Origin of the sequence: Paracoccus sp. KR1-242 (assembly GCF_049446195.1) — a bacterium.
In the GTDB taxonomy this organism is placed as follows: domain Bacteria; phylum Pseudomonadota; class Alphaproteobacteria; order Rhodobacterales; family Rhodobacteraceae; genus Paracoccus; species Paracoccus broussonetiae.
In genome coordinates this window covers 29,066-45,487 of the sequence record NZ_JBMSED010000010.1, presented here as the reverse complement: position 1 = coordinate 45,487, position 16,422 = coordinate 29,066, and the positions used below count along the sequence as shown (strand labels likewise).

18 protein-coding genes are annotated in these 16,422 nt (G+C 64.7%); 7 read left to right on the top strand and 11 right to left on the bottom strand.

The window, feature by feature from the left end; translation table 11 throughout:
- Window positions 1–150: 150 nt before the first annotated feature.
- From ACO2Q4_RS15420 to ACO2Q4_RS15410, 3 genes are all read right to left on the bottom strand, one after another.
- A complete protein-coding gene (locus tag ACO2Q4_RS15420) occupies window positions 151–1,071 on the bottom strand; it encodes a LysR family transcriptional regulator (protein ID WP_311759577.1) in 921 nt (306 codons plus the stop codon).
- Complete coding sequence (locus ACO2Q4_RS15415; RefSeq protein ID WP_423320368.1) at window positions 1,068–2,111, bottom strand: YeiH family protein; 1,044 nt, start codon at window positions 2,109–2,111, stop codon at window positions 1,068–1,070. The genes ACO2Q4_RS15420 and ACO2Q4_RS15415 overlap by 4 nt, the downstream gene beginning before the upstream one ends.
- Window positions 2,112–2,198: 87 nt before the next feature.
- Complete coding sequence (locus tag ACO2Q4_RS15410; RefSeq protein ID WP_311759575.1) at window positions 2,199–2,765, bottom strand: isochorismatase family protein; 567 nt, start codon at window positions 2,763–2,765, stop codon at window positions 2,199–2,201.
- Window positions 2,766–2,877: 112 nt separating this feature from the next.
- Between ACO2Q4_RS15410 and ACO2Q4_RS15405 the strand changes: the two genes are divergently transcribed.
- The 3 genes from ACO2Q4_RS15405 (at window position 2,878) to ACO2Q4_RS15395 (ending at window position 5,122) form a co-directional block, all read left to right on the top strand.
- Entirely contained in the window at window positions 2,878–3,156 is a 279-nt protein-coding gene (locus tag ACO2Q4_RS15405; RefSeq protein WP_311759574.1) for a metal/formaldehyde-sensitive transcriptional repressor, read from the top strand.
- Complete coding sequence (gene dmeF / locus ACO2Q4_RS15400) at window positions 3,153–4,082, top strand: CDF family Co(II)/Ni(II) efflux transporter DmeF (RefSeq protein ID WP_423320365.1); 930 nt, start codon at window positions 3,153–3,155, stop codon at window positions 4,080–4,082. The genes ACO2Q4_RS15405 and dmeF overlap by 4 nt, the downstream gene beginning before the upstream one ends.
- Before the next feature lie 107 nt (window positions 4,083–4,189).
- Window positions 4,190–5,122: a DMT family transporter gene (locus tag ACO2Q4_RS15395; protein WP_423320363.1), complete on the top strand. Its 933-nt coding sequence runs from the start codon at window positions 4,190–4,192 to the stop codon at window positions 5,120–5,122.
- A 203-nt stretch (window positions 5,123–5,325) separates the two neighbouring features.
- Here the strand turns inward: ACO2Q4_RS15395 and ACO2Q4_RS15390 are convergent, their stop codons facing one another.
- Window positions 5,326–5,952: a dihydrofolate reductase family protein gene (locus tag ACO2Q4_RS15390; RefSeq protein ID WP_423320362.1), complete on the bottom strand. Its 627-nt coding sequence runs from the start codon at window positions 5,950–5,952 to the stop codon at window positions 5,326–5,328.
- A 177-nt stretch (window positions 5,953–6,129) separates the two neighbouring features.
- On the opposite strand from ACO2Q4_RS15390, the gene ACO2Q4_RS15385 reads away from it, so the two are divergent.
- Together ACO2Q4_RS15385 and ACO2Q4_RS15380 are read left to right on the top strand one after the other, a co-directional pair.
- A complete protein-coding gene (locus ACO2Q4_RS15385) occupies window positions 6,130–6,462 on the top strand; it encodes a hypothetical protein (RefSeq protein ID WP_423320360.1) in 333 nt (110 codons plus the stop codon).
- A gap of 2 nt (window positions 6,463–6,464) precedes the next feature.
- Window positions 6,465–6,740, top strand: coding sequence for a hypothetical protein (locus tag ACO2Q4_RS15380; RefSeq protein WP_423320358.1), 276 nt, complete (start codon window positions 6,465–6,467; stop codon window positions 6,738–6,740).
- Window positions 6,741–6,797: 57 nt separating this feature from the next.
- Here the strand turns inward: ACO2Q4_RS15380 and ACO2Q4_RS15375 are convergent, their stop codons facing one another.
- Window positions 6,798–7,964, bottom strand: coding sequence for an HPP family protein (locus ACO2Q4_RS15375; RefSeq protein ID WP_423320356.1), 1,167 nt, complete (start codon window positions 7,962–7,964; stop codon window positions 6,798–6,800).
- Between the two features lie 258 nt (window positions 7,965–8,222).
- Between ACO2Q4_RS15375 and ACO2Q4_RS15370 the strand changes: the two genes are divergently transcribed.
- Window positions 8,223–8,993, top strand: coding sequence for a FadR/GntR family transcriptional regulator (locus ACO2Q4_RS15370; RefSeq protein WP_311759567.1), 771 nt, complete (start codon window positions 8,223–8,225; stop codon window positions 8,991–8,993).
- On the opposite strand, the gene ACO2Q4_RS15365 is transcribed toward ACO2Q4_RS15370, so the two are convergent.
- Genes ACO2Q4_RS15365 through ACO2Q4_RS15345 form a run of 5 tightly spaced genes read right to left on the bottom strand, consistent with a single transcriptional unit; the run spans window position 8,983 to window position 14,644 of the window.
- A complete protein-coding gene (locus ACO2Q4_RS15365) occupies window positions 8,983–9,813 on the bottom strand; it encodes a carbohydrate ABC transporter permease (RefSeq protein WP_423320353.1) in 831 nt (276 codons plus the stop codon). The genes ACO2Q4_RS15370 and ACO2Q4_RS15365 overlap by 11 nt on opposite strands.
- Entirely contained in the window at window positions 9,810–10,694 is an 885-nt protein-coding gene (locus ACO2Q4_RS15360; protein WP_311759565.1) for a carbohydrate ABC transporter permease, read from the bottom strand. Before ACO2Q4_RS15360 ends, ACO2Q4_RS15365 begins: the two co-directional genes overlap by 4 nt.
- Window positions 10,695–10,749: 55 nt before the next feature.
- A complete protein-coding gene (locus ACO2Q4_RS15355) occupies window positions 10,750–12,030 on the bottom strand; it encodes an extracellular solute-binding protein (protein WP_423320351.1) in 1,281 nt (426 codons plus the stop codon).
- Window positions 12,031–12,073: 43 nt separating this feature from the next.
- Window positions 12,074–13,141 (bottom strand): ABC transporter ATP-binding protein, encoded by a 1,068-nt coding sequence (locus tag ACO2Q4_RS15350; protein ID WP_423320349.1) that lies wholly within the window; start codon window positions 13,139–13,141, stop codon window positions 12,074–12,076.
- A 3-nt stretch (window positions 13,142–13,144) separates the two neighbouring features.
- Window positions 13,145–14,644 carry an alpha-N-arabinofuranosidase gene (locus tag ACO2Q4_RS15345; protein ID WP_423320347.1) on the bottom strand — a complete coding sequence of 500 codons (1,500 nt, stop codon included), beginning with the start codon at window positions 14,642–14,644 and terminating at the stop codon, window positions 13,145–13,147.
- A 152-nt stretch (window positions 14,645–14,796) separates the two neighbouring features.
- Between ACO2Q4_RS15345 and ACO2Q4_RS15340 the strand changes: the two genes are divergently transcribed.
- Window positions 14,797–15,258 (top strand): YaiI/YqxD family protein, encoded by a 462-nt coding sequence (locus ACO2Q4_RS15340; RefSeq protein WP_311759561.1) that lies wholly within the window; start codon window positions 14,797–14,799, stop codon window positions 15,256–15,258.
- Window positions 15,259–15,264: 6 nt separating this feature from the next.
- Here the strand turns inward: ACO2Q4_RS15340 and ACO2Q4_RS15335 are convergent, their stop codons facing one another.
- Window positions 15,265–16,323, bottom strand: coding sequence for a bifunctional transcriptional activator/DNA repair enzyme AdaA (locus tag ACO2Q4_RS15335; RefSeq protein ID WP_423320621.1), 1,059 nt, complete (start codon window positions 16,321–16,323; stop codon window positions 15,265–15,267).
- Window positions 16,324–16,422 lie beyond the last annotated feature (99 nt).

Sequence of the window (16,422 nt, the reverse complement as noted above, 5' to 3'; positions counted from 1 at the left end):
TGATCGCAAAAGGAAACACATTCGCAAAGGTGGTATGGCGCAAGATTGTTTCCCTGTCGCCAAAAGTTCAGGCAGGCGGCTGTCTCTTTGGCGAGGCGCCTGGGCACCCCTTGCAGCAGCCAATAACATCGATAACCAAACTTATGTAATCTAACGATGTTGAGCAGAGGCCGATCCTGCGTGCTTGTCGCCGGGCGTTTCGGCCATTTCCAGAAAGCGGCGCTCGGCCAGTGACAATTGCCGCTCCTTGTGGTGCAGGACGTGAAAATCGCGGCGCGGGAGGTCAAGGGCAATGCGCGCCAACCGCCCGGTTTCGACCGAGGGCGTGACGACCAGTTCCGAGATCAGGGTCGCCCCGGCGCCGGCCTCGACCGCAGCACGGACGGATTCGTTCGAAGGCAACTCCAGCGCCACCTGAATATCGCCGATGGTCAGACCATGCGCCAGCAGCACTGCCTCGCTGACCATGCGCGTGCCCGATCCCGGCTCGCGCAGCACCCAGGGACTGGCGGCAAGGTCTAGGGCCGTGACCGGTGGCTGAGCGACCCAAGGATGGCCCGGCGCGACCACAAGCGACAACTGGTCGCCGGGCAGCGGATGGATCGACAGCGAAGCATCCTCGATATCGCCTTCGACAAAACCCAGATCGGCGCTGGCTTCGTGAACCATCTGCGCGACCTCGGCGGTATTGCCGATGGAAAGCTGCAATTCGAAGCCTGGATAGGTGCAGTGGAAACGGTGCATGATCGGAGGCAGCCAGTAATTCGCGACGGTCTGGCTGGCGGCAAGGCGCAGGGTGCCGCGCTTCAGCCCGGCCAGATCCGCCAGCAGCCGTTCGGCCTGCTCGGCCCGGCCCAGCATTGCCCGCGCTTCGACCAGGAAGGAACGCCCGGCATCGGTCAGGACGATGCGCCGCCCGACGCGGTCGAACAGGCGGACGGCATGGCGCTCTTCCAACGCGGAAATGGCGGCGCTGACCGCGCTTTGGGTCAGGTTCAAAAAGGCCGCCGCCTGCGTGACATGCTCACGCTCGGCGACGGCGGCAAAGATGCGAAGCTGATCCAGCGTCATGCCAGCATGAGAACCAGAAGCAGGCTGAAAATGGAAACGAAAATCCAAGCTCCGGCACCCAGAAGCGCCGGGCGAAGACCCGCGGCTGCCAGTTTGCGGATGTCTGTTTCAAGCCCCATCGCAGCCAGCGCGGTGGCCAGCAGGAACTGGGTGATCGCCGTCGTATATGGCGCGGTGGCAGCGGGCATCCAGCCGGTGCTGGCCAGCGCCACCATGACAATGAACCCCAGAACGAACCACGGCATCGGCGGGGCGGCGTGACCGGCGGTGCCGCCCTGGTGACGGGCGCGCCGGGCGGCAGCCGCCCCCAGCGCCAGCACCATCGGCGCCAGCATCATCACTCGGGTCAGCTTGGCTATGGTACCGAACTCTCCCGCCTCTTGTCCGCGGGCATAGGCCGCCGCGATCACCTGCGCGACCTCATGGATCGAGGCGCCGGTCCACAGACCGAAGGCGCGCGGCCCAAGATGCAGCACCTGCCCGATCAACGGCATCAGCACCATCGACAGCGAACCGAAGACGGTAACGCAAGCAACGGCATAGGCCACGTCCTCGTCCCGCGCTCGGGTGACGGTGTTCGTCGCCACCACCGCCGATGCCCCGCAGATCGAGCTGCCCGCCGCGATCAATTGGGTCAGTCCGCGATCCACCCCCAGCACGCGGCCCAGCCAGGTGGTGAACAGGAAGGTGCAGACCAGTGTCACCGCGATCGCCGCCAGCCCGATTCCGCCGACCGCGCCGACCTGCTGAATCGTCAGTTGCAGGCCCAGAAGCACGATCCCCGCCCGCAACACCCGGCGCAGGCAGAAGGTCACGCCGGGCTTGGCGATGGCTGGCGTGCCGATCAGGTTGTGAAAGGCCATGCCGATCAGGATGGACAGGATCAGGGGACTGAGTGCGTCGATCCCGATGACCGAGCGCAAGCCGAAGGCGGCCGCCGCGATTAGCGCCGCAAGTCCCAACCCCGGCAGGATGCGCCCTGCAGTGCTGCCTGTTTGCGCCCTCTGTGCCGGTCTACCCGCATATGCCTTGGTCGCCATATCTGCCATCCTTGGGATTTTGCTGCCCTGTGGATGTGCAGATAGCACCCGCCCTGAAAATCAATCCAATTGAATATATTGGTCCGATCAATCGGCTAAATCGAATGAATCGGCGTCGATCCGTGCCAGCACCTCGGCCGTCGGCAGCACTCGCGCGAAATCTGCCTCCAGTAGTGCCAGCGTGACATCCAGAACCGTCCGGGCGGAAAGCCCGGCATCTGGCAGCCCGAATCCCAGAATAGCATCACGCAGGACGGTCATCTCGAATCCCAGATCGGCCCCTGCCCGCACCGTGGAATTAACACAGAATCCGGCAACCGCCCCTGCGACCACAAGCCGGTGGATTCCCGCCCGGCGCAGGTGGTCGGCCAGATCGGTCGACGCGAAGGCCGACGAGGTCGACTTTACGAACACCGCCTCGCCTTCCTGCGCTTCGGCGCAGGGCATCGGACCGTGACCCGCAGAGGCCGGGTGAAAGGCCGAAGCGGGATTTTGATCCGCGTGTCGCACATGCAGCACCGGCAGACCCCGGTGGCGAAAGGCGTCGGCTAGCGCTGCGATCCGGGTGGGCGTTCCGGGATTGACGTGATCCAGCCCGGTCTCGATCCGGCGCTGTATCTCAAGCTGCATGTCGATGATGACGAGTGCCTGCATGGCGTTCCCTTTCCCCTGCCCGTTTGCGCGCCCCTGCTAGCACCCCTTGCGGACGACGGGAACGGGCGCCGCAGGTTGACGTCGCGCGAAAGATAGGGTACCCCCCTATGTCATGTCTCATACCACCAAGCAGAAATCGAAGCTTCTTGCGCGCGTGCGCCGCCTGAAGGGCCAGATCGAGGCGATCGAGCGGTCTCTGGAAGCCGAGGCCCCCTGCGGCGAGGTGCTGAACCTTGTCGCCTCGGTCCGCGGCGCGGTCTCGGGCCTCACGGCCGAATTGATCGAGGATCACATCCGCGAGCATATCTCGAACCCCGACAAGGACGACGATACGGACCGCGCCCAAGGCGCGGCTGAACTGATCGACGTCATCAGGACCTATCTGAAATGACCAACCTGACCTCGCGCCTCTCCACCCCTCACGACCATGTCTTCCTGGGCGACAGCCATGAACGGAATGAGCGCAGGACCTGGCTGGTGATTGCCATCACCGCCACGATGATGGTTGCCGAGATCGTGGCCGGAAACATCTTCGGCTCGATGGCGCTGGTCGCAGACGGCTGGCACATGTCGACCCATGCGGCGGCCATGCTGATCGCGGCGATGGCCTATCTGTTCGCGCGGCGCAATGTCCGAAACCCGCGCTTCACCTTCGGCACCGGCAAGCTGGGCGATCTTGCGGGTTTTGCCAGCGCCGTCGTGCTGGCACTGATCGCGCTGCTGATCGGCTGGGAAAGCCTGATCCGGCTTTACAACCCGGTCGCCATCAGCTTCCCACAGGCGATTTCCGTTGCCGTGCTGGGGCTGGCGGTGAACCTGCTTTGCGCCTGGTTGCTGCGGGGCGATCATCACCACCACCATCACGGGCACGATCACCACGATCACGACCAGCATGGCGGGGACAACAACCTGCGGGCCGCCTATCTGCATGTGCTGGCCGATGCGTTGACCTCGGTCCTGGCCATCGCGGCGCTGGTCATGGGCAGCCTTTACGGCCTGAACTGGATGGACCCAGCGATGGGCATCGTCGGCGGGCTGGTCATCGCCCGCTGGTCGGTGGGCCTGATCCGCGACACCGGACGGGTGCTGATGGACTATCTTCCCGAGGGTGAGGATCTTCCCGACGAAATCCGCGCCGCAATCGAAACCGGCAGTGATCGGATCGCCGACCTGCATGTCTGGCAGCTTGGCCCTGGCCATCACGGCGCCATCGTCTCGATCCGGTCGGACGCGCCGCAAAGCCTGCAGGCCTATCGCGATAGGCTTGCCCATATCCACGACCTGTCCCACCTGACGATCGAGGTCGAGGTGGGTTGAGGAACCTTCACGGAAATACTGGCATCGCCGCGCGGGACGGGTAGAGATATGGGCAGCGCCGGCATCGCGAAGATCGCGGCCGGCCCCTCCAACGCAGCCGAGGCGACATGTCCCAGCAACCTGCCATCAAGCCCCTCGACTGGGCGTTCCTGATCCTGTTGTCGCTGCTGTGGGGTGGCTCGTTCTTCCTGTCCAAGCTGGCGTTGGCAGAGCTGCCGCCGCTGACCGTCGTGCTGGTCCGGGTCTCGCTGGCGGCGCTGGTGCTGTTTGCCTGGCTGCGAGCTAGCGGGCGCGAGATCCCGCGGTCATGGTCGGTCTGGCGTGCCTTTTTCGGGATGGGGCTGATCAACAACGTGATCCCCTTCAGCCTGCTCTTCTGGGGGCAGACCCAGATTGCAAGCGGCCTTGCCTCGATCCTGAACGCGACGACGCCGGTCTTCGCCATCCTGGTGACCAAGGCGCTTGCCCCAGAGACCGAGGTGACCGCGAACCGCCTGTTGGGCATCCTGTTCGGGATTGCCGGGGTGGCAGTTTTGGTCGGGCTGGACGCACTGTCGGACAAGGGTTTTTCTGTGCTGCCGATGTTCGCCTGTCTGGGCGCGGCGCTGTCCTATGGCTTCGCCGGGTTCTTCGGCCAGCGCTTCCGGCAGATGGGGATCGCCCCCGCCACGGGCGCATTCGGTCAGCTGACCGCCTCGGCCGCGATGATGATCCCACTGGCGGCGGTCATCGACCAGCCCTGGACGCTGGCCGCACCTGGGCCGAGCACTGTTGCGGCGCTTATCGGGCTGGCGCTGTTCTCGACCGCCTTGGGCTACGCGATCTATTTCCGCTGCCTGTCCACGATCGGCCAATTGAACACCTCTCTGGTGACCCTGATGATCCCCGCCAGCGCCATCCTGCTGGGCAGCCTGGTGCTGGGCGAACGGCTGTCTCCGAACCACTATGCGGGCCTTGTGTTGATCGGGCTGGGGCTGTTGGCGATCGACGGCCGCGCGTGGAGGCTGCTGCGTGGCGAAGGTCGGGGGCGGCGGGCCTAGCCGGCCCGCAAGCCCTGCGCATCTTGAATACAAGCGTGCGGGTTTCACCGTGGTCCCGTGCAATGTCGTTCGAAGGATGGGCCAGTTGCTGGTGGGCCACATTACTTGCTCGTCGCCGTTCCGCGCGAAGGGCGAGCAGGTGTGATGATCAATGAGAGCAAGTCGCAGATCTGAGAGCGACGCCTTGATGCCTTGCCACAGCGTCAACTTCCATCGTCAGCGGCCGGGGTCACGGCACCTGTCCGCGCGGGACCGTCCGGGCGATAGGTATTGATCAGCACACCGGTCGTGGACACCTGCGACCCGGTCAACGCCAGTGACGTCGCGGGCAGGCCGGGCCGGAACAGGCGCTTGCCGTCGCCCAGCAGCACCGGAAAGATCCATGTCCGGTACTCATCGACCAGCCCGGTGGCGATCAGGCTTTGCAGCGCATCCCCGCTGCCCCAGACATGCAGGTCCGGCCCGGCCCCGGCCTTCAGGTCCGCGACGCCTTGTGCCGCATCCCCCGCGATGCGCTGCGAGCGCACCCAGCCAAGGTCCGGCGCGCCGCGGGTCATGACGTATTTCGTCGCTGCTTCAAATTTCCGGCCGATCCGGTTGTCGGCGTTCTGCGGCCAATAGCCCGCCCAAAGGTCATAGGTTCGTCGCCCCAGCAGCAGATCGAATGGCTCCTCGATCAGCCCTGCCAGCAGGCCGCCCATCATCTCGTCCCAAAAGGGAACGGTCCAGCCGCCCAAGGCAAAGCCGCCGCTGCGATCCTCGTCCGGGCCCCCGGGGCCCTGCATCACGCCGTCAAGGCTGACATAGGTGATCGCGACGATCTTCCTCATCCCACCATCTCTCCCTGAGGGCGGTTCCGCACCGACGATAGCAGGAAGGCCGGGACCCCGCCAGTTCCGCTCCGACCGGCGGGGCTTCGCCGGTCCCGGTCCCGAAGGTTTGGTCGACTGACGGATCGTGGTATGATCCTACCTCCGCGCCCTACCTGGATGCAGAAAGGAAGGCCCATGCGCATGCTCGCACCTGCTTGTCTGGCCGTTATCGCGACTTTCGGCCCAGCCCCGCCCGCCGCCGCCCAAACTCTGCTTTTCCAGGGAGCCACGGAGAGTGACGACCAGTTGCGGGAGCTTTACGACCAGGCGGGCGATCTTTGCCTGCACAATCCCAGCCCCGATGTCCGCATCGCCGTCGCCTGCAAGTCGATGCTGATCTATGGCCTCGCGCTGAACGAACGCGGCTGGTGCCTTGGCCACGAAGCCGAGCCGAACGCCCTGAAGGCCTGGCATCGCTGCGAGGCGGGCTCCGACCGGTTTTCCCGCGACCAGCTGACCCTGTTCTGATCATGCAGTCCCTGCCCGCCCGGATTTTGGTCCTGATCCTTGGCCTTGTCGCGCTGGTCCCGGTCTGCGCGCTGCTGGGCTACGGGATCGGCTATCTCGTCTCGCTCAACCTCTATTCCGCGGTGCTGCATCCCGACACCTATGTCCATGACCGAGAGCTTTTCGCGGGCATCATTGGGATCTTGTTCATCGGCGGGGCGCTTTACGTCCTGTCCGCTGTTTATGTGCTGTTCCGCTTTGTCCGCGCCCTGCGACGGGACCGGCGCCCGCCAGCCTAGACAGTGTCCGCGCCGCCCGGCGCCGCCTGATGGGAACGGGGCGCGGGAAACCCGGCGTTAAGGCTGCGTCCCGACCTGTTCCTGCTGGTCCTGCGCGCTTTGATGCGCCAGGGCCGCGATGATGTCGGTGCGGGTCACGATGCCGACGATGCGATGATCTTCAAGGACCGGGACGGCCTCGCAATGACCCTCGGCCATCAGGGGCAGCAACGCTGCGATCGGGGTCTGGGGGGTCGCGCGCGGGATGCGGGTTTCCATGATCTCCCAGGCGCGGGCGGGAGAACTGCGCCCCGTCAGCCGCGCCATCGCGGTGCGGAAGCCACCGGGACGGCGTGGCGAGCTTTCGCCAACGCGGCGGATCAGGTGGATCTGGAAGATGATCCCCAGGAATTCGTCCTGTCCCCGCACAACCGGCAGCGAGGTGAAGCCGTGGCGGCGGAACAGGTCGGCCACTTCGAAAAGCGGTGTCTCGGAGGTGACCGAGACCAAGTCGCGCGCCATGATATCCGCTGCGGTAGAGCCTGCGCCGTGATGGCTTGCCATGACCATCTCTGCCGCCCCGATCAGGCGGGCAAGGTCGGCGACGCCAAGGTTCATGGTCTGGTTGTAACGCTCAAGGATCGTGACCAGCTCACCCTCGCTCAGTCCGATGCGCTTGATCGGATCCAGATCTTCGGTGCCGTGGGCGTTCTTTTCCTCGAACTGGCGAAAGGGATAGCGCCGCCCGGTCAGGCGCGCATAGACAACTGCGACCAGCACCAGCGCGATCGTGCCACAGGCCACAGGTGCCAGTGCGAAATACCAGCCCAGCTTCAGCGTTGCTTCGGGGCTGAGGGCGGCGGTCATTGCCACCGCGCCCCCCGGCGGATGCAGGGCCCGGATCAGGATCATCGCGGTGATGGCCAGCCCCACCGCGACCGAGACGCGGATCACCGGATCGGCGATCACCATGCAGGTCGCGATTCCCACGAGCGCGGCGACGACATTGCCCATGATCGCGGACCATGGCTGCGCCAACGGGCTGTTCGGTGCCGCGAAAACCAGCACCGAGGTCGCCCCGAATGGCGCGATCAGGTAAAGCCCCAACCGGATGTCGACAGAGGGTGCAAGCAGGAACAGACCGGCCGCGAGCAGACCCAGGATCGCGCCGAACCCGGCCCGGACGGCCTCTCTGGGCGATGCGTGGGGAACGGCGGGGCCGACCGCACGCAGGAAATGGGTCATCGGCGTCGGCATTCCTGAGTCTCTTGCTTTGTTGTCGGATGGCAAAACCCGCTACTCCCGCAGCGGGCCGGGCGCAATCGTGCAAAGTGACCAAATGTCGGGCAGTGCCCAAAATGGCAGCTATCCGCGAACATGATGGCCAGCGACGCGCCGGATGCTTGACAGGCGTGGCCAGCCCGTCGCCGAAACCTGCGCGCAAGCAGGGATTCCCACAATATTCCCGCTGCTCTTGGTCCTCCGATCGTCTATGACTGTGGGATGAAAAAGGATCATGATTCAGGCACGGCCCCGGTCTTTTCGACGCACAGTTCGCGGCGCATCCACGGCTCGATCGCGGACTGGCTGGGACGGCAGATCGTCGCCGGGAAGCTTGCCGTGGGCGAACCCGTCCCGAAAGAGATGGAGTTCGGCGAAATGGCCGGCGTCTCGCGCGGCGCCTATCGCGAGGCGCTGCGTCAAGTCGCAGCCAAGGGGATGCTGATCAGCCGCACCCGCAGCGGCACCCGCGTTGCTCCACGCGAAGGCTGGACCCTTCTGGACCCCGATGTCGTGCGCTGGTTCTTTGAATCCGGAACACCGCCGGACTGGTTCATCGGCGCGATCTATGAACTGCGCGCGATGGTCGAACCTTCGGCCGCGGCGCTGGCGGCGACGCGGCGCAGCGACGACGACCTTGTCGCTTTTCGCACGGCGCTCCACGCGATGCGGACCTGCGACATGACCGAGACAAGCTGGCACCAGGCGGATGCCAGCTTTCACCGCGCGATCCTGCGCAGTTCGCACAACCCCGTTCTGGCGACGCTTGAGGCGGGGATCTGCGCGGCGGTGGCCTTTACCACCGCCTTCCGCTATCGCGACATGCCCAATCCCCACACCCGCAATCCGGTGGAGGAACATGCTGCCGTCTTCGAACGGATCGAGGCCCGCGATGCCGCGGGCGCCCGGCAGTTGATGGCGGAGCTGGTCGATACAGCCTTGCTCGACACCTCGGGCAGAACGGTCTTCGACCTGCGCCAGGTCAGCCCTTGACCCCCGAGGAGATCATCACCGCCTCGGTCACGCGCTTCTGGAACAGCAGATAGGCGATGGCGACCGGGGCCGCCCCCAGCAGCGCGACCGACATCACGCGGGCATAGGCGACGCCGAAGGCATCGTTCACCTGCGTGATCCCGACCGGGATCGTCATCATGTTCTCGGTCGTGATGACCAGGAAGGGCCACAGGAACGCGTTCCAGGACGAAATGAAGGTGATGATCGCCAGCGCCGTGGTGATGCCCCAGTTCAGCGGCAGATAGACGCGGAACAGCATCGTGTAATCGCTGCCCCCGTCCAGCACGACCGCCTCTTTCATCTCTTTCGGGACGGCGTCGAAGAACTGCTTGTAGACAATGATGACCACAGGCACGACCAGCTGCGGCAGGATGATCCCGCCCCATTTGTTGATCAGGCCAAGATCGTTCATCAGGATGAACTGCGGCACGACCAGCACCTGCGCCGGAACCATGAAGCTGCCCAGCACGACGCCGTAAAGCAGGCGGCGGCCCGGAAACTCCATCTGGCTGATGGCATAAGCGCACATCATGCCCACGATTAGCACCACCGCCGTGATGATCAGCGAGGTGCCGATCGAGTTCACATACCATTTCAGCAAGCTCGAATTGAACAGCGCGTCATGATAAGCGCTCAGGTTGAATTCGTCCGGCAGCAGGCCCGCATGTTCCGACACCACCCGGTTCTCGGTCCGGATCGAGGTCACGAAGGCCCAGTAAAGCGGAAAGATCCAGATCGCGCCTGCGACCAGCGTGAAGGCGGTCAGCGCCAGGTTTTCGAACCGTCTTTGCCGTGTCATCGACGCCCCCTGATGCGCAGCACCTGATATTGAAAGACCGAGACGGCCACGATCAGCAAAAACACCACCAGCGAGATCGCCGCCGCGTAACCACCGTTGTTCTGCTGGAACGCCTCGCGATAGACCATCAGCAGCAGGACCGAGCTTGAGTTGAACGGCCCGCCCTCGGACAGAAGATAGACCTGGTCGAACAGCTTTAGCTGCAGGATAAGTTGCAGCGTCAGCACCAGTGTCACGACCGGCCACAAAAGCGGCCATGTGATCCGGGTGAATTGCTGCCAGCGGGTCGCCCCGTCAAGCGCCGAGGCCTCGTAAAGATCCTGGGGAATGTTGCGCAGCCCAGCCAGCAGCAGCAGCACGTTGAAGCCGTTGGTCCACCAGACCGTGACCAGCGCGATCATCGGCATGACCCAATGCGGGTTCTTGAAGACCGGCACCGGCTTTCCGGCAATCAGCTCAAGCACGGGTTGGAGGATGCCGAACTGAAAGTCCAGCATCCAGGCCCAGATCTGGGTCACGACCGAGACGGGCAGGATATAGGGCAGAAAGAACAGCGCCAGCGCCAGCGCCTGTACCCTGCCCGACAGGCGCTGCACCATCAGCGCGATGCCAAGCGCGATGGCGGTGGTCGGGATCACCGTCAGCAGCACGAAATAGCCGTTGTTCTTCAGCGAGGTATAGAACAGCCGGTCGGCCAGAAGGTGGCGGTAGTTTTCAAGCCCGATCCAGTCCCCGCCGCCGATCAGCGTCGCGTTGGTAAAGCTCAGCCGGATGACCTCGGTGATCGGATAGGCAAAGACCAGCGCGAAGATCGCGACGAAGGGGAGGATCAGGGAATAGGCGACAAGCCGGTGCCGCCTCTGGTTTCGTATCATCGCCATGGGCGGTCCTTTTCGGGTGCGCGGCCCCCGGAATGATCCGGGGGCCGTGATGGTCCTACTTCATCGCCCCTTCGATTTCGGCACGGAATTGCGCGATGGCTTCATCCGCGGGCATGTAGCCGTGGATCGCGGGGGCAAGGACGTTGACCGCCGCGTCATAGACGGGCGAGGCGACGCCAGCGACCGGGCTGCGCGGATCATAGGTGGCGTGATCGGCAAGGCCGGCATAGTTCGAGTTCGGCTTCATCGCCTTGAACTCGTCGGAAGAGGCGACCGGCTTGTAGGCCGGGATATGGCCCGCCGCCGCCCAGGCCAGCGAATGCTTCTCCATCCAGCCGATCAGCTTCATCACGGCCGCACGTTTTTCAGGCGACATCTCGGACTTGCCCTGGATCGGGATCGCCCAGCCGTGGCTATCGGCCCAGTTGGTCTGCTTGCCCATCAGCGGCGGGATTTCGGCCACGCCCCATTCGAAGCCAAGTTCCTTCTTCGCCTCCAGATCGACCATGGTCGGGACTTCCCAGGCGCCGTTGAAGAAGAAGGCGGACTTGCCCGAGGTGAACAGCGCGACCGACGCCTCGTAAAGCGCCTGTTCGGGCTGCCAGCCGTTCTCGTACCACTTGGTCATGATCTCGACCGCGCGCACCGCCTTGTCGGCGCTGTCGCCGGGCAGGACCTGGCCATCGGCCGAGATCAGCTCGCCCCCTTGCTGCGCCAGCAAGGTATAGAAGACACGATAGACGCCGCCATCATCGCCCGTGGCGTAGGAAATCGGCGCGGTCGAGCCCTTTTCCTTGGCGGCGGCCAGTGCGCCTTCGAACCCTTCCAGCGAATCCACGCCCGTCAGGTTGCCGTCCGCGTCCAGATAGGGCGTCCCCTCCAGCAGCTTCTTGTTGTAGAACAGCACGGTCGAATGGATGTCGAAGGGCACCGCGTTGAGCGTGCCGTCCGGTCCCTTTGCCGCGGCCAGCGCCGGGGCATAAAAATCGTCCTGCTTCAGATCAGCTGCGGCAAGGTCGGCATCGGTGATGGGCGTCAGGATGCCTTCCTTCAGCCCCATCGGCAGGCGCGACAGGTGATAGGTCATCACGTCCGGCCCCTGCCCCACCGCGGCCGAGGTGCGCACCTTGGTGTAGAAGGGCGTGCCCCATTCCAGCGTTGTCGCATTGACCTTGATGTCGGGGTTTTCCTCGTTGAACTGCTGGATCAGGGCCTTCATCCGCACGCCGTCGCCGCCGGCGAAGAAATCCCACCAGGTGATGTTCTGGGTTTCGGCCATGACCGGCATCGCGCCGCTCAGCAGCGCCGCCGTCACCAGCGAGGTAAACAGTTTCATTCTTCTCTCCCCTTTTTGACCGGACTCTCCCCGTCCGGATTGGTCAGCGCAGCCGATTTCCCTCGGGTGCGAAGCAAAGGACCCGCATCGGGTCCGCTGCCAGTTTGATGCGCTGGCCATCCAGCCGGTCGCGCAATCCGCGACGTTCGAAAACGATGTCCGCCCCCGATGTCAGCCGACAATGGACAAAGGCGTTGCCGCCCAGTTCCTCGGCCATCTCGACCGTAACCGGGATGCCGGTTTCCGCAGGTGCCAGGCTTTCCGGGCGGATGCCGACGATGACCGCGGCACCATCGGACGGGCGGTCCTGCAGATGCACCTCGACCTCGCCTTGCTCGGCGGCGACGCGGATGCCCCGGGGTGTCTGCGCGATCACGGTCCCAGCCATGAAGTTCATCGCGGGCGAGCCGATGAAGCCCGCGACAAAACGGTTGTCGGGGTCGTCGTAAAGCCGCAACGGCGCGCCCGCCTGCTGAACCACTCCGCCGCGCAGAACGAAGATGTCGTCGGCCAGCGTCATCGCCTCGACCTGGTCATGCGTGACATAGATCATCGTCGCACCGATCTGGTTGTGCAGGCGGCTGAGTTCCAGCCGCATCTGCACGCGCAGTTCCGCGTCAAGGTTCGACAAGGGCTCGTCGAACAGGAACACCTCGGGTTCGCGCACGATGGCGCGGCCGATGGCGACGCGCTGGCGCTGTCCGCCCGAAAGCTGGGCGGGGCGCTTGTCCAGATGGTCGGTCAGTTGCAGGATGCGGGCGGCCTCGCGAACCTTTTCCTCGCGCTCGGCACGCGACTTTCGCGCCAGCCGCAGGGAAAAGGCCATGTTCTCGGCCACGCTCAGATGCGGATAAAGCGCATAGGACTGGAACACCATTGCGACACCGCGGCGGGCGGGTTCGACCTGCGTCACGTCGCGCCCGCCGATCTGGATCATGCCCGAGGTCGTGTCCTCAAGCCCGGCGATCATCCGCAGCAAGGTCGACTTGCCGCAGCCCGAAGGGCCGACGAAGACGCCGAAATCGCCTTTTTCGACGGTCAGCGACACGTCACGGATGACATCGACGCCACCGAAGGACTTTCGCACATTGCGCAGGACAACGCCCGACATGCGTCAGACCTTCAGCCGGACGACGTGATAGGACAGCGGCGCAAGCTTGCCGCCAAGCGCGCCATCCTCGACCGCAAGACCCTTGCCGTCCGTGGGCGCGATGGGTTCGGCATCCGGGCCATTCGTCGCCATCAGGTCATGCCCCTCGATCACCTTGTGGAACTCTACCGACGCGCCGGGATAACCGGTCAGCGACAGGCGCAGGTCCAGCGTCTCGGTCAGGTGGCGGTTGACGATGAAGACCGTGACCGTGCCGTCGCGGGTGACGGCGCTGATGTCCAGGTAATCGACGTCCGAGGCGACCTCGCAATCATATTTCGGCCCGTCCACCGCGACACGCAGCGCCGTGCCGCGCCCGTAAAGCGAAGCCAGCTGATAGGGCCAGTAGATCGACTGCCGCCACGCCTTGCCGCCCTTGTCGGCGCGGATCGGGGCGATGACGTTCACCAGCTGCGCGATGCAGGCGATCTTCACCCGGTCCGAGCGGCGGATGAATTCGTTCAGAAGCCCAGCGACGAACAGCGTGTCCTCGAAAGTGTAGTCCTCTTCCAGCAGGGCGGGCGCCTCGGGCCAGTCCCAGCTGCGCCAGCGCCGCGAATCCTCTTCGCGCCGGTGATACCAGACGTTCCATTCGTCGAAGCAGATATAGACGTCGTTCTTGGCCCGCTTCTTGGCCTTGACGAAGTCGATCACCCCGCCGATCGCGTTGATATAGCGGCCGGTTTCCTCGATCTTGCCGAAGAAGTTCAGCGTGTCGCGCGACGAGTTGCCGAAATACTTGTGCAGCGAGATATAGTCGACATGCTCATAGCATTCTTCCAACACCGAGCGTTCCCATTCGGGATAGGTCGGCATCTGGTCGTTGGACGACCCGCAGACGATCAGTTCGGCATCCGGGGTCATCGCGCGCAGCGCCTTGGCGGTTTCATCCGCCAGCCGGCCATATTCGCGCGCCTGCTTCGCACCGATCTGCCACGGGCCGTCCATCTCGTTGCCCAGGCACCACATCTTGACGTTATAGGGCTTTTCTACCCCATGCTTGCGGCGCAGATCGGACCAGTAGCTGCCAGAGGGATGGTTCACATATTCCATGAAGTTGCGGGCTTCCTCGATCCCCCGCGACCCCAGGTTGACGGCCAGCATCATGTCGATGCCCAGTTCATCCGCCCACGTGGCGAATTCGTTGATGCCGACCTGGTTCGTTTCCTTGCTGCGCCAGGCAAGGTCCAGGCGCACCGGACGGTCTTCCTTGGGGCCGATGCCGTCTTCCCAGTTATACGAGGACACGAAGTTGCCGCCCGGATAACGGATCGCCGGGATATTCAGATCGCGCACCAGTTGCGCGACATCGCGGCGAAAGCCGTTCCCGTCCGCCTGCGCATGGCCCGGCTCATAGATGCCGGAATAGATGGCGCGGCCCATATGCTCGATGAAGGCGGCGTAAAGCCTGTCGTCGATTTCGGAAATCGCGAAATCGCGATGGATGGCGGCGTTGACCCGCATGGATCCCTCTCTCCCTTAATTTGTCTTACAAATAAAAAGTGGCGTCGGACCTGTCAAACACTTCTTCACGGCAGGGCGCGCCCCGCCCCCTTTCACCCGTCGCCAATCCGGTGCAAGACTGCCGCCCCGACTGTCCTCGCAGGGAAATCCGCATGACCACGCTTTACATCGACGCCGACGCCTGCCCCGTGAAGGCCGAGGCAGAGCGCGTCGCGACGCGCCTGCGCCTGCCGATGGTGCTCGTCTGCAATGGTGGATTGCGCCCGTCCGCCAATCCGCTGGTCTCACTGGTGATCGTGCAGGAGGGGCCGGACATGGCCGATCGCTGGATCGCCGAACATTGCGGTCCGGGCGATGTCGTCGTCACCGCCGACATCCCACTGGCTGACCGCTGCCTGAAAGCCGGGGCGCAGGTCGTGCAGCCGAATGGCGAGGTGCTGGACATGGCCAATATCGGCCCGCGCCTTGCGACCCGCGACCTGATGAGCGACCTGCGCGCGGCCAATCCCTTCCTGCAGGGCGGCGGGGCCGGGTTTTCCAAGGCTGACCGCGCCCGTTTCCTGCAGGCGCTGGACCGGATGATGACCGCGGCGCTGCGGGTGCCGCGGGGCTGAACCGACTTAGGCCATGGGGCGATACTGGCGCTCGATCTCCAACAGGCGCTGCTTGCGCCACAGCCCACCGCCATATCCGGTCAGGGATCCGTCCGCGCCCATCACTCGGTGGCAAGGGACCATCAGCGCGATCTGGTTCGCACCGTTTGCCCGCGCCACGGCCCGCGTCGCCGACGGACGCCCGATCTGCCGCGCGACATCGGCATAGCTGCGGGTTTCCCCGGCCGGGATGCGGCGCAACTCGTCCCACACCTCGCGGCTGAAGGCGCTGCCAAGCTGATGCACGGGGGTGGAAAAGCGGGGCAACCGCCCGGTGAAAAAGGCCTCAAGCTCGGCCGCTGCCTGTTCGGTGATGCGGGTGCGGCCCAGCCCCAGCCCGCCCGGTGTGGCCGCCCGCAGCTTCTGTAATTCCGTCGGCAGGGCCTTGCGGTCCACGAATTCCAGTAAGTGCAGGTGGGTGTCGCTCGCCACGGCCACCATGTCGCCAAGGGGCGTCGGAATCCAGCTTGCGCGCAAATGGCCCCCTTGCGCCAACTCGGCCGGGGCCGCGCCCAGGATCCGGGCAAAGGCCACGCGGAAAGCGCTGGCCGATTCGAAGCCCGCATCCACTTGCGCCGCGATCACCGGGCCGCCGCCCGACAGCGTCTCGAACCCCTCGCGCAGGCGCCGTTGCCGCGCCATCTCAAGAAATGTCATGCCGAAATGCCGCCGGAAGCTGCGCCGCACGGTGGACAGGTCATGACCCATGTCCTTCAGATCCTGTTCGCTCCAGCGTCGCCCCGGCTGGTCGTCCAGCGCCCGCAGCAGCGCGGCGATGGTCGGATCCGACCCTGCCGCGGCCTGCAGCGGATGGCAGCGCAGGCAGGGGCGGAACCCGGCCTCGATGCATTCGCCGATGGTGGCGCGGAAGGTGCAATTGGTGGACAGGGGCTTGCGCGCCGGACAGGTCAGCCGGCAAAAGACCCCGGTCGACGCCACGCAAACGTAGGCCTGTCCGTCAAAGCGCGCATCGCGGGACAGCAGGGCCTGATACAGGGTGTCGTGGTCTGGAAGATCGAACAGCATGGCCTTTGTTAGCACCATGAACGCGGCCGGTGGGCCGGAAATCGGGCGTCTATTGCGGAAATTCTGCCCGACCTTCGTCCGGGACTGTCCAGTCTGTCT

Coding starts and splice junctions, on each gene's coding strand:
- ACO2Q4_RS15355 (WP_423320351.1), bottom strand. CDS start 12,030: ATGAAACTGTTTACCTCGCTGGTGACGGCGGCGCTGCTGAGCGGCGCG.
- ACO2Q4_RS15375 (WP_423320356.1), bottom strand. CDS start 7,964: ATGACCCATTTCCTGCGTGCGGTCGGCCCCGCCGTTCCCCACGCATCG.
- ACO2Q4_RS15350 (WP_423320349.1), bottom strand. CDS start 13,141: ATGTCGGGCGTTGTCCTGCGCAATGTGCGAAAGTCCTTCGGTGGCGTC.
- ACO2Q4_RS15380 (WP_423320358.1), top strand. CDS start 6,465: ATGCAGTCCCTGCCCGCCCGGATTTTGGTCCTGATCCTTGGCCTTGTC.
- ACO2Q4_RS15395 (WP_423320363.1), top strand. CDS start 4,190: ATGTCCCAGCAACCTGCCATCAAGCCCCTCGACTGGGCGTTCCTGATC.
- ACO2Q4_RS15415 (WP_423320368.1), bottom strand. CDS start 2,111: ATGGCGACCAAGGCATATGCGGGTAGACCGGCACAGAGGGCGCAAACA.
- ACO2Q4_RS15385 (WP_423320360.1), top strand. CDS start 6,130: ATGCGCATGCTCGCACCTGCTTGTCTGGCCGTTATCGCGACTTTCGGC.
- ACO2Q4_RS15370 (WP_311759567.1), top strand. CDS start 8,223: ATGAAAAAGGATCATGATTCAGGCACGGCCCCGGTCTTTTCGACGCAC.
- ACO2Q4_RS15365 (WP_423320353.1), bottom strand. CDS start 9,813: ATGACACGGCAAAGACGGTTCGAAAACCTGGCGCTGACCGCCTTCACG.
- ACO2Q4_RS15360 (WP_311759565.1), bottom strand. CDS start 10,694: ATGGCGATGATACGAAACCAGAGGCGGCACCGGCTTGTCGCCTATTCC.
- ACO2Q4_RS15405 (WP_311759574.1), top strand. CDS start 2,878: ATGTCTCATACCACCAAGCAGAAATCGAAGCTTCTTGCGCGCGTGCGC.
- ACO2Q4_RS15410 (WP_311759575.1), bottom strand. CDS start 2,765: ATGCAGGCACTCGTCATCATCGACATGCAGCTTGAGATACAGCGCCGG.
- ACO2Q4_RS15420 (WP_311759577.1), bottom strand. CDS start 1,071: ATGACGCTGGATCAGCTTCGCATCTTTGCCGCCGTCGCCGAGCGTGAG.
- ACO2Q4_RS15390 (WP_423320362.1), bottom strand. CDS start 5,952: ATGAGGAAGATCGTCGCGATCACCTATGTCAGCCTTGACGGCGTGATG.
- ACO2Q4_RS15335 (WP_423320621.1), bottom strand. CDS start 16,323: ATGCTGTTCGATCTTCCAGACCACGACACCCTGTATCAGGCCCTGCTG.
- ACO2Q4_RS15340 (WP_311759561.1), top strand. CDS start 14,797: ATGACCACGCTTTACATCGACGCCGACGCCTGCCCCGTGAAGGCCGAG.
- ACO2Q4_RS15345 (WP_423320347.1), bottom strand. CDS start 14,644: ATGCGGGTCAACGCCGCCATCCATCGCGATTTCGCGATTTCCGAAATC.
- dmeF (WP_423320365.1), top strand. CDS start 3,153: ATGACCAACCTGACCTCGCGCCTCTCCACCCCTCACGACCATGTCTTC.